This window comes from Escherichia albertii NBRC 107761 = DSM 17582 (assembly GCF_000759775.1).
Classification (GTDB): domain Bacteria; phylum Pseudomonadota; class Gammaproteobacteria; order Enterobacterales; family Enterobacteriaceae; genus Escherichia; species Escherichia albertii.
This window is the reverse complement of record NZ_BBMY01000156.1, coordinates 1-10,059: the sequence shown is the minus strand read 5'-3', so window position 1 is coordinate 10,059 and position 10,059 is coordinate 1. Positions and strand designations below refer to the sequence as shown.

Annotated in this window: 12 protein-coding genes and 1 pseudogene; 8 read left to right on the top strand and 5 right to left on the bottom strand. The window is 45.5% G+C overall.

What is annotated here, in order from left to right; translation table 11 throughout:
* Positions 1–372: 372 nt before the first annotated feature.
* The 5 genes from EA14781_RS20380 to EA14781_RS20360 form a co-directional block, all read right to left on the bottom strand.
* Positions 373–1,332, bottom strand: a complete 960-nt coding sequence (locus tag EA14781_RS20380; protein WP_000101550.1) for an SIR2 family protein — start codon at positions 1,330–1,332, stop codon at positions 373–375.
* Positions 1,333–1,772: 440 nt separating this feature from the next.
* On the bottom strand, positions 1,773–2,180 hold the full coding sequence (locus EA14781_RS20375; RefSeq protein WP_001151174.1) for a DUF977 family protein: 408 nt from the start codon (positions 2,178–2,180) through the stop codon (positions 1,773–1,775).
* Between the two features lie 40 nt (positions 2,181–2,220).
* On the bottom strand, positions 2,221–3,186 hold the full coding sequence (locus EA14781_RS20370; RefSeq protein ID WP_000054522.1) for a phage replication protein O: 966 nt from the start codon (positions 3,184–3,186) through the stop codon (positions 2,221–2,223).
* Positions 3,167–3,688, bottom strand: a complete 522-nt coding sequence (locus tag EA14781_RS20365; protein ID WP_000705376.1) for a toxin YdaT family protein — start codon at positions 3,686–3,688, stop codon at positions 3,167–3,169. The genes EA14781_RS20370 and EA14781_RS20365 overlap by 20 nt, the downstream gene beginning before the upstream one ends.
* A complete protein-coding gene (locus tag EA14781_RS20360) occupies positions 3,672–3,899 on the bottom strand; it encodes a dicB transcriptional regulator DicC (RefSeq protein ID WP_000921592.1) in 228 nt (75 codons plus the stop codon). Before EA14781_RS20360 ends, EA14781_RS20365 begins: the two co-directional genes overlap by 17 nt.
* 80 nt (positions 3,900–3,979) lie before the next feature.
* Between EA14781_RS20360 and EA14781_RS20355 the strand changes: the two genes are divergently transcribed.
* The 8 genes and pseudogenes from EA14781_RS20355 (at position 3,980) to EA14781_RS20320 (ending at position 9,857) form a co-directional block, all read left to right on the top strand.
* A complete protein-coding gene (locus tag EA14781_RS20355; RefSeq protein WP_000381213.1) occupies positions 3,980–4,387 on the top strand; it encodes a helix-turn-helix domain-containing protein in 408 nt (135 codons plus the stop codon).
* A gap of 167 nt (positions 4,388–4,554) precedes the next feature.
* A complete protein-coding gene (locus EA14781_RS20350) occupies positions 4,555–4,707 on the top strand; it encodes a DUF1391 family protein (RefSeq protein ID WP_001091980.1) in 153 nt (50 codons plus the stop codon).
* Positions 4,708–4,718: 11 nt separating this feature from the next.
* The gene (locus tag EA14781_RS20345) at positions 4,719–5,093 is read left to right on the top strand and encodes a hypothetical protein (protein WP_002462355.1); all 375 of its coding nucleotides are present in this window, start codon (positions 4,719–4,721) and stop codon (positions 5,091–5,093) included.
* Between the two features lie 529 nt (positions 5,094–5,622).
* Entirely contained in the window at positions 5,623–5,811 is a 189-nt protein-coding gene (gene dicB, locus EA14781_RS20340) for a cell division inhibition protein DicB (protein ID WP_000449200.1), read from the top strand.
* A complete protein-coding gene (locus tag EA14781_RS20335; protein ID WP_001090222.1) occupies positions 5,808–5,999 on the top strand; it encodes a DUF1482 family protein in 192 nt (63 codons plus the stop codon). The genes dicB and EA14781_RS20335 overlap by 4 nt, the downstream gene beginning before the upstream one ends.
* Positions 6,000–6,092: 93 nt before the next feature.
* Positions 6,093–8,551: pseudogene (locus EA14781_RS25875) on the top strand (3'-5' exonuclease).
* Between the two features lie 105 nt (positions 8,552–8,656).
* Entirely contained in the window at positions 8,657–8,869 is a 213-nt protein-coding gene (locus EA14781_RS20325; protein ID WP_241685457.1) for a DUF4224 domain-containing protein, read from the top strand.
* The gene (locus EA14781_RS20320; RefSeq protein ID WP_002462357.1) at positions 8,838–9,857 is read left to right on the top strand and encodes a tyrosine-type recombinase/integrase; all 1,020 of its coding nucleotides are present in this window, start codon (positions 8,838–8,840) and stop codon (positions 9,855–9,857) included. The genes EA14781_RS20325 and EA14781_RS20320 overlap by 32 nt, the downstream gene beginning before the upstream one ends.
* The last annotated feature ends 202 nt before the right edge of the window (positions 9,858–10,059 follow it).

Below are 10,059 nucleotides of genomic sequence, written 5' to 3'. Positions count from 1 at the left end.
ACCCATACATCTCCTTGACCTTTTGGTCCGTAAGAGGCTAATCTCTATGTGTCGCATAGATATGGCCTCAGATTAACATTAAGCGTCTTGCAGGACGCGTAATGTTAACTGGGGCTTTTCTCTATCTGCCTTTTGGTGTTCATGCCTGAGGCAGATAGCCTCAAGCACCCGCAGCAATTCTACTTAACTCCCGTCACCTCGCCAATATAAAATCAATCAGAAAGGCGATCCATAAGAACAATAGCAAGACAATAAATTGCCACTACAGCCGCAATAGCCAGCGCGCATTTGAGAACCAGCACGATAACCTCCTGTATTGGACGTACACCAGCTCTGATAAATATGAGGCTGCCTCTTTAACTTCGCATTGCGCTACCAATCAATAAAATCAGTGATGTTATCCAACCTAATTACAGTAACTTCCCGTCTCAACTGGTTTTTCCAATATATCTCACGAGCGTTTTGTTCACCAGCACCGCTCCACTCAATTACTCTTAAAGGCTTAGAGGTTAGGTAAGGTCGAATAAGCAGGTTAAGGTGAATATCGAGACCAGAGTAACCAAACAATATTATTTCTTCTGATTCAAATAATGCAAACTGCAAATAATCCCAGTACGTAGAAAGAACATTAGATGCTGCTATAACTGACGGTTTTCTTTTTATATGAGTTAACACTATATGCTCACTAGGTTCATCTATGTCAAGAGTAAGTTGTGAGCGTGAAAGTTTTAAAACATTTTCATGCTGATTAATAAATAGTGGTGAACCATGCAAGTGCAAATAATAACCAAACCTACGATTGTATTTCCGTTCGAGCGCTGCAGAGGAAAATCCGTGGCTTAGCATCCCATCAACTAAAACCCCATCATACCCGTTGAATATATCATTATCTATGAATGAATTGTATAATAATTTGTCATAGTTTAATGTCGCGATATGTGAGTGTGTGTTCTTTACAAACTCCACAAGCGCATTTTCGAATCTTTGTGGCAAACCTTTATCGTAATTATGCAACCTGGTTGCAACTTTGTGAATATAAGTGGCGGTAATTTTGGGGAAGTTTAGTCCATCTTCAGTAAGCCAATGCACGTTCCCCTCTCCAATTTGAGCAAGAGCTTTACAATATGTGACAGCCTGGTGAAGGGTATCCAACTCATGTTCTCCTTCTGGTGGACCTTGCCGCTGAAGACAACGCTCGATAAGTTGCTTGTGGATATCTTTTAAAAAATTGGGGCGATGCCAAATTTCTTCCAACGCTCTGTCTAAGGAGAAGTGAGCAGGATCTAAAGCCATACCGAGACCGTTGCCGAATATTATTAATTTTCTTGCCATATAGGGGGACTCATATTGGAATAACGCTGGATAGCGTCGCGCGATACGCTTAAGTTTAGGATTAATAGACATTCCGTTTGATTACACTTGTTATTACAAACTTGCATGCAAAGAAGCCCAAGCTGTTAGGTAAACAGAGACCGCAGTGGCAAGATAATCTAGATATAGCCTATAAAATCCAACAACAAATAGCGGCCTGTTTTCTATGACTTTTCTTTTCCCTAAATATCGCTTATCTAATAAAATGCAATAATGTATTGCACAGTATTTAATGTGTATTAATATAGATAAGTATTGGTCTTATTTGATAACAAATCCTGAGCCTCAAAATGTCTGCTTTTCACACAAAACCAACAAGTAGGCTATTTTTAGCTCTGTGCCGCGAAAATGTCAATTCATATCCGAACCAATACTCTTTAATTTCATTACCTGTGACAATTCTAGGCATATCCCTGATAGAACGCCAATACACGCTGCATAACTTCGCTCTTCCGGCACTCGCGACAGATTATGTTCATACGCCTGTCGTAGCGGCGTATTTCTCCGTCGGGTAATGTCCAGATAAGGCCCGGATCAACCACAACAGGTTTCTTCACCTTTGCCCTCGAGAGTTTTTTGCGGGCGTTTTGCCAGTCCTTACGAGCCCGTTCTGACGGGAACACCCCATAGCCAGAGTGATATACATCACCACTGGCAACCAGCTCTCTGGCAAGAACGCTCATCAGATATCTTGTCGCACCTGTTTTAGCTTCCAGTTGCCGTAACGTCTCACGACCGCTCTGGCGCACGAGTTCCACCACCTGTCCTTTAATTTTTTCCCGCTCTTCCTGTGTAAATACTTTTGCCATAAGTCCTCCTGAACATTACTTTATGCCCTAAAATCACCACTTATCCCCTGAAACCAGGCGGAATTTCGGTATCCGGTTCAGAAATATGATTCACACAACACTGTACAGGTGAACGCCCCAGGCGGATGACCAGGTCGTCCCATTTTTCGCGAAGCTTTAACGGGCTCATGATGTTTTTTACCCAGAATGGATCTCGCTGTACCCGACCAAACATTTCGCAAATTTGTCTGTGGCTTCTGCCATCCAGCATCCGCATTGTGCGCACGTCATTGGCCCATGCGGTCCAGTTTGGTTCTTTCGGTCGCGTGATCTCGCCATCATCGCTGGCAGCCTGCTCGTAAAGACTCACGATTCGTCCCCAGATCCACTGTGCGCACGCCAAATCTTCCTGACTTCCCCACTGGCGTTTTTTCGCACTGAACACAACCGCGTCAGGGTGTCGGGTTAAAAAATCCTGTTCAGCCGTCTGCGGGTCCGGTTGCGAAGCTTCCGGACGAGAAGTGTTTTTATTCTCTGTAGTAATCTCTGTTGTATTCTCTGTAAGATCATCAGGCCATTTTGACCCGATGACATTGGGTCGTTTTGAACCAATGGAGCGTGCCATTTTGACCTCTTCCATCGTGTCATTTTGACCCGATGGAGCGGCGCATTTTGACCTGATGGATTCGCTCACTTTGCCACCATCTAAAAGCTCACTCTCGTAATTAATCGTGTAAAAATTAGTCATATCACGCTTTGATTTGTTGAGCTTTTCGCAACGCAAAAGCCCCAGCGTTTTCAGACTTGCAAATGCGCGTTTTAACGTTGACTCTGACCAGAACGGGAACTGTTCCAGCCATTGTTCTGTTGTGTTATAAATCCAGCGAACCCCGTCACATTCCATACCGGAACTGGTATCTCTCAACCAGTAATGCAACTGCTGCAACACAATGGCTTCATTTAAGCCAATCTTCATCGCAAGCTGTGTGTTTATAACCAGTGGGCGTTCAGCAAAAAGAAGGCTCATAATTCCATCCAGCTTTTTGTTGGTATTGCTGACGATACGCATGCTTGAAAGCAATAGCTTTTTCTATAAGCTCGTCAGTCTCACGTTCCACAACAGATGGATCCGCAAAAAGCAGCCCGGACTCCACCACATCACCATATTCTTTGTTTAACCCGGCGATCATGTACGTAATGCTTTTTCCGTCAGTAATTTCACAATACAACCTGAAATCGCTGATCCGGATAGCCTCCATAATTGCCGGAATCAGCGCCGTGAATTTTTCCCGCTTATCCCTGGTGTCGATAGCTTTCCAGCGTTCGAATATCTTCACCCGGTTAACGCCCAACGCCCGTTGATCAACCTCGCCATCATTAAACGTGACGCGTTGAACATCGATGTTCGGGCGTTCTTTCAGAGCCCAGAATGCTTCCGTGATTAATATCGTCGCCTGCTCCTGTGTCATTCCTGGTCGGCATACCCAGGCATCCAGAGCCTCACAAACCTGTTCAGGGGTGATTTTCATTGTTCAACCGCCCCGCCCGCTTTGCCTTACGATATTCGTCATAAACTTTGGGGTCGTACTGAAGTTCCCCGCCGGATGCCTCTTGCAGGCGCATCGCGCGACCTTCAGGAACCAGTTCCCCCCATGCAGCAACACTTGCCAGTTTCACTCCTGCGGCATTGGCAAGTTTTGTTTTGCTGCCAAAAAAAGTAATTGCGTCAACTTTAAGCATCAAAGCCCCCTCTTGTTAGATATTCCTAACAGTAATGTGCGCGGGATACCTAAGTCAAGAAAAATTAGAATTACCTAACTATGGATACAAGAACCCTAGGCCAGCGAGTTCTGGCACGACGAAAAGAATTACGCCTAACACAACGAGAAGCTGCACGCCTCGCTGGGGTAGCTCACGTCACAATTTCACAATGGGAAAGAGACGAAACCCAACCGGTCGGGAAGCGGTTATTTGCTTTAGCTGATGCGCTGAAGTGCTCGCCTACATGGCTAATGTTTGGTGACGAAGACAAGGCACCAGTGCCAGCACAAGAACTTCATGTGGAAACCGAGTTAACTCCCAGCCACAAAGAATTGATCGAATTATTCGATGCTCTTCCCTCCTCCGAGCAGGAAGCCTTACTGTCTGAAATGCGCGCAAGAGTAGAGAATTTCAATAAACTCTTCGAAGAAATGCTTAAAGCACGTAAAAACAAATCAATAAAATAACACTCCTTTCAGATACTTAGATTCCCTCACTCTTTTTGTTAGACCAATCTAACAAAAATACTTGCTACATTTGTTAGGTTATTCTAAATTAATCTCCACCAAGACACCGCACGGTGTTCTCAGCAAACAGTTCCGCTACCCCGGCGTTAAGGGGAAATGAGGTCAGCATGAATACTATCGATCTTGGCAACAACGAATCTCTGGTGTGCGGCGTGTTCCCAAACCAGGACGGTACGTTCACCGCAATGACGTATACCAAAAGCAAAACGCTTAAAACCGAATCTGGCGCGCGTCGCTGGTTAGCCAGAAACACTGACTGATGAGGTTGACGATGGAATTTAAAGATTTACCAATACCATTCCAGGAAATGGCAGCGAATATAGTTCGTTCTCAATTGGCTACTCTTGACCTGAGTACCGTAGAAAAAGAAACCATCGATAATATATCCGGTAACGTGCGCCGAGCCTTTATCGGGCTATACGAAGAGAAGCAGCTCTCTGATAACCAGGATTTACATGAAAAATACTTTCTGGAATTAATGGACATCATTAATAAGGGATTTGGCCTGTTAATGAAAAAGAAAGGGATTCGAATAGCCCCCCTTAAAAATCACTTTACAGCAAGCAGTATTAATTCCTGTGATTTAAAGCATCACACATCCGATGGGAAAGTTGAATCCACCTATAAAATATCAATTAATCATTAATTTATTCACGGGTGAGGTAGAGTGCGTGCGCCGGACACGGGTGAGCATCCGGCACTGACAGTTTACTGAAAGGATATTTCCCTGAAAAGTCAGACCATAACGCGAAAGCGCACGGCGAGGTAGCTGGTTCATAGATAGCCTGTCGTTAAATTTTCGTCGACCGTGCGCTTCCGGTTGTGGCACTCCGCGAAATGGCGCGGCGGTAAGTATGGCGGGGTTATTCCTTCCCCGTTGAGGACACCGGGTTGTCAGGTTGACCATACGCTTAAGTGACAACCCCGCTGCAACGCCCTCTGTTATCAATTTTCTGGTGACGTTTGGCGGCATCTGTTTGCCCATGAACTGATGTCCGCCCTTTTTAAAGTGAATTTTGTGATGCGGTGAATGCGGCTCAGCGCACGCGGAACAGTTAAAACCAAAAACAGTGTTATGGGTGGATTCTCTGTATCCGGCGTTAATTGTTAACTGGTTAACGTCACCTGGAGGCACCAGGCACCGCATCACAAAATTCATTGTTGAGGACGCGATAATGGAAACGTTATTACCAAACGTTAATACGTCTGAAGGTTGTTTTGAAATTGGTGTCACTATCAGCAATCAGATATTTACTGAAGATGCCATTAATAAAAGAAAACACGAACAGGAACTGCTAAATAAAATATGCATTGTTTCGATGCTGGCCCGTTTACGTCTGATGCAAACAGGATGCAGGCAATGAATACGGCATTTGTACTCGTTCTGACTGTTTTTTTTGTTTCTGGTGAACCGATTGATCTTGTTATTGACATACATGACTCAATGGAAGAATGCATGACTGCCGCGGCAGAGCAAAAAATTCCCGGGAACTGTTATCCTGTCGACAAAGTTATTCGCATGAACAATAACGAAATCCCGGCAGGCCTTTAAAACAGCCCCATAATAAATATCCGGTTTTATTTTTATATGTCAGCAATGGCAGGGATTTGTTCACCCTTAAATCTGTAATGAGGTTAAAACAAAATGAGTAAAGTCTTTATTTGCGCCGCCATTCCGGACGAACAGGCAACAGCAGAAGGCGCTAAACCTGTGGCCACTGCCATTGAAGCAGGCGACGAACGCCGGGCAAGAGCCAAATTTAGCTGGTTATTTCTGGAACAATACCCGGAAGCTCAGGACTGTGCTTATAAATTTCTTGTCTGCGAGGATAAACCCGGCATGGCCCGCCCTGCTCTCGATTCCTGGGATTCCGAATATATGCAGGAAAACCGCTGGAATGAGGAGTCGGCTTCCTTTGTTCCGGTCGACCCTGAACCGGATACAGAAACTGTTAACTTTAATCAGTTATCTGAAGACAAGCGGGCTGCTGTCCTTGTCAGGTTCGGTACACATGAAAACATCACCGTGGATATGGTCATCAATGCAAGCGGGCTTCTCGGCGATGACGAGATGACGACTTTTGATGGACACCTCACTGAAGCAATTATCAGGACTAAAGAAATTAACGCCATATATCCTGAGCGTCAGACTGAGTACATCAACGATGCCAGACGTGATTTAAAACCAACAGCCAAATGGCCCGACGTTCAGGCGTATTTTCTCGAACATAAAAAACGCATGGAAAAGGAGCGCAAAGAAGGTGGAGCATATAATTCCGTCGTCGATCTTGCCCGCGCCAGAGTCAACCGGCAAGGCACTGAAAACTCTGCAGGAAAAACTGACTCCGTAACTGCTGTCATTCATCGCGAATACAAGCAGACATGGAAAACACTGGATGGCGAACTGGCCTGCGCCCTCTGGCCTGGTGATATTGATGCCGGAAACATTGACGGCAGTATCCATCGCTGGGCAAAAAATGAAGTTATCGACAACGACCGAGAAGACTGGAAGCGTATCTCCGCATCAATGCGCAAACAGCCTGATGCGCTTCGCTACAGCCGTCAGACGATTTTTGGTCTTGTTCGCGAACGTCCGCTCAACATTCACAAAGATCCCGTGGCGCTGAACAAATACATCACTGAATACCTGACGACAAAAGGCGTGTTTGAAGATGAAGAAACGGATCAGAGTCCTGCTGATGTTCTCCGGTCGTCAGCAACACAAACTGATGCAGTGGAAACAGAAGTATCTGGCACCCAAAAAAATGAAAGCGCACTGGAAGCTGAACCATCTGTAGAGCGTGAAGGACCGTTCTACTTCCTCTTTACCGATAAGGACAGCGAAAAATACGGTCGCGCAAACAAACTGTCTGGTCTGAATAAGGCTCTGGCTGCCGGGGCTACTGAAATCACCAAAGAAGAATACGTCGCCCGAAAAAATGGCACATACACAGGCTTACCGCAAAATACCAATGCCGCACAAAACTCTGAACAACCAGAGCCGGTAAAAGTTAACACGGTCGAAACAAATAAAAAAATGGAGACAGAAAATCTGCCTGATGCAGACAAAGTGCTTGCTGCATCACGTGGTGAATTTGTTGAAGGAATTAGCGACCCGAATGATCCGAAGTGGGTTGAGGGGATCCAGACTCGCGATTCTGTGTACCAGAATCAGCAAGAAATGGAACAGAACGACCAGAAAGCGGAACAAAACAGCCCGGATGCGCAACAAAACGGGCCAGAAGTGCAACAGTCAGAGCCAACAGCACAACAGGAGACTGAAAAAAGCTGCAATACTTGCGGCCGGGCTGGCGGCGGAAAATGTCCGGACTGCGGGCCTGTTATGGGTAACACAACATATCAGGAAACATTCGATGAAGAAAATCTGGCTGAAAAAGATTCGGAGAAAATGGAAAGCACTGCGCATTCTCGTAAGGAGAGCGCTGGTGACGCTCAGCATGGCAATAGCAGTGATGAAACTGGCGAGACGGCAAATCCCCTAATTACGGTGAACAGTCATCATAAATACATATCCACCAGCAACAGAATGTGGACTCATATGATGATCGACCTGGAAACCATGGGAAAAAATCCTGATGCTGCAGTTATCTCAATAGGTGCAATATTTTTCGATCCGCAAACCGGAGATATTGGGCCAGAATTCAGTAAGACCATCGATCTGGATACTGCTGGCGGTGTCATTGACAGGGACACCGTTAAGTGGTGGCTGAAGCAATCGCGCGAAGCGCAGTCTGCCATTCTGGCTGATGAAATCCCGTTAGATGATGCACTGTTGCAATTACGGGAATTTATCGACGAAAACTCCGGTGAGTTTTTTGTTCAGGTCTGGGGCAACGGAACCAGTTTCGACAACGTAATTTTACGCCGTTCATACGAACGACAGGGAATCCCCTGCCGTGGCGCTACCACAACGATCGCGATGTACGCACAATCGTTGAGCTGGGAAAAACAATCGACTTTGATGCTAGAACCGTTATTCCATTCGAAGGCGTTCGCCACAATGCACTGGATGACGCCCGTCACCAGGCAAAATACGTTTCAGCAATCTGGCAAAAACTGATCCCGAATCCGGTTGATTTTTAATGTTCAACCCTGATCGCCGTCTCTGAATTATATTGGCGGCGGTCATGCTGTAAGGCACGTGACCACATGTACGAATTAACTCTATCGCCAGCAGAGATTCAATAGATCACGAAATACGAGCGATACACAAAACAGCAACACCAGTTAAGGCTGCACGGCATCCCATTTGTAATCGGTCCTAAAAACGAACCAATAGTTCTTCGCAGGGATATTCCACACGGACTGACAACGATGCCAAAAGCAGCTGAGCTGGTTTCCGCTGAACCCGATTTTGAGGCGCTGAACAATGGGAAGACCAAGAAAAAACAAAAAAGATAATGCACTACCACCGCGTGTTAGATCGAATGGTTACAGTTACGTGTGGAAACCCGAAGGAAGCACAAGAACTATAGGGCTCGGAAGAGTACGGGAAACCAGCGTAGCTAAAGTCTGGCAAAATTATGAACTGGAAAAAGCAAAACTCCACAACATAATGACCGTCGCTAAATTATGGCACATGTTTATGGACTCCCCTGCATTTACAGAACTGGCACCCCGAACCCAAAAAGATTATCGACAACATCAGAGGGCGTTGCTGGCGGTATTCGGTAAAGTGCTTGCTGATAATGTAAAAATTGAGCAAGTAAGAATTTTCATGGATAAGCGGGGACTTGAGAGCAAGACCCAGGCAAACCATGAGCTGGCAAGCCTGAGTCGCGTATACGGATGGGGATATGAGCGTGGGTATGTGAAAAATAATCCATGCAAAGGCGTCAGAAAATTCACGCTTAAAGCCCGCACTGTTTACATAACCGATGAACAGTATGCGGCGATATACGCGGAAGCAATTCCACAGTTACGCATTGCAATGGAGATTTCCTATCTTTGTGCGGCAAGGCTCGGTGATGTTCTCGAGCTAAAATGGCAGGATATTATGGATAAAGGGATCTACATTGAGCAAAACAAAACAGGCACCAAACAAATCAAGGAATGGTCTCCGCGATTACGTACGGCGATCCAGTTAGCCCGAAATGTATCTTCCGGCACATGCGAGTATGTGATCAGCACAACCAAAGGCGGGAAAGTCATCGCTAAAACGCTGAACAACTGGTGGAATCAGGCTAAACGCGCAGCCGAGCAAAAAGCAGGCGTTCCGTTCGGATGTAATTTTCATGACATAAAAGCCAAAGGGATTTCAGATTACGAAGGCAGCAGTCGCGACAAACAAATTTTCAGTGGACACAAAACAGAAAATCAGGTGTTGATTTACGATCGTAAAACCAAAATCACACCAACACTGGATTTGCCGCTTGTGGTCAGTAAGTAGACAATCCAGAAAATTTTCTGGCAAAAAGACTTGGTATATTAACTCTGAATAACTCCCTAATATCTTGATTTTTCTTGGTGTTAAGTCTGATTAACTTTTCAGCCATTTTGCGTATTATACTGATTTTTCTTTATTTTTCTTCGGTCTTGAAAACCGGCGACCCGAAAGGGTTCCAGAGTTCGAATCTCTGCGCTTCCGCCAA

What these genes read in the sequence shown, in the direction of transcription:
- EA14781_RS20380 (WP_000101550.1), bottom strand. Translation starts at nt 1,332, where the DNA reads ATGGCAAGAAAATTAATAATATTCGGCAACGGTCTCGGTATGGCTTTA.
- EA14781_RS20375 (WP_001151174.1), bottom strand. Translation starts at nt 2,180, where the DNA reads ATGGCAAAAGTATTTACACAGGAAGAGCGGGAAAAAATTAAAGGACAG.
- EA14781_RS20370 (WP_000054522.1), bottom strand. Translation starts at nt 3,186, where the DNA reads ATGAGCCTTCTTTTTGCTGAACGCCCACTGGTTATAAACACACAGCTT.
- EA14781_RS20365 (WP_000705376.1), bottom strand. Translation starts at nt 3,688, where the DNA reads ATGAAAATCACCCCTGAACAGGTTTGTGAGGCTCTGGATGCCTGGGTA.
- EA14781_RS20360 (WP_000921592.1), bottom strand. Translation starts at nt 3,899, where the DNA reads ATGCTTAAAGTTGACGCAATTACTTTTTTTGGCAGCAAAACAAAACTT.
- EA14781_RS20355 (WP_000381213.1), top strand. Translation starts at nt 3,980, where the DNA reads ATGGATACAAGAACCCTAGGCCAGCGAGTTCTGGCACGACGAAAAGAA.
- EA14781_RS20350 (WP_001091980.1), top strand. Translation starts at nt 4,555, where the DNA reads ATGAATACTATCGATCTTGGCAACAACGAATCTCTGGTGTGCGGCGTG.
- EA14781_RS20345 (WP_002462355.1), top strand. Translation starts at nt 4,719, where the DNA reads ATGGAATTTAAAGATTTACCAATACCATTCCAGGAAATGGCAGCGAAT.
- dicB (WP_000449200.1), top strand. Translation starts at nt 5,623, where the DNA reads ATGGAAACGTTATTACCAAACGTTAATACGTCTGAAGGTTGTTTTGAA.
- EA14781_RS20335 (WP_001090222.1), top strand. Translation starts at nt 5,808, where the DNA reads ATGAATACGGCATTTGTACTCGTTCTGACTGTTTTTTTTGTTTCTGGT.
- EA14781_RS20320 (WP_002462357.1), top strand. Translation starts at nt 8,838, where the DNA reads ATGGGAAGACCAAGAAAAAACAAAAAAGATAATGCACTACCACCGCGT.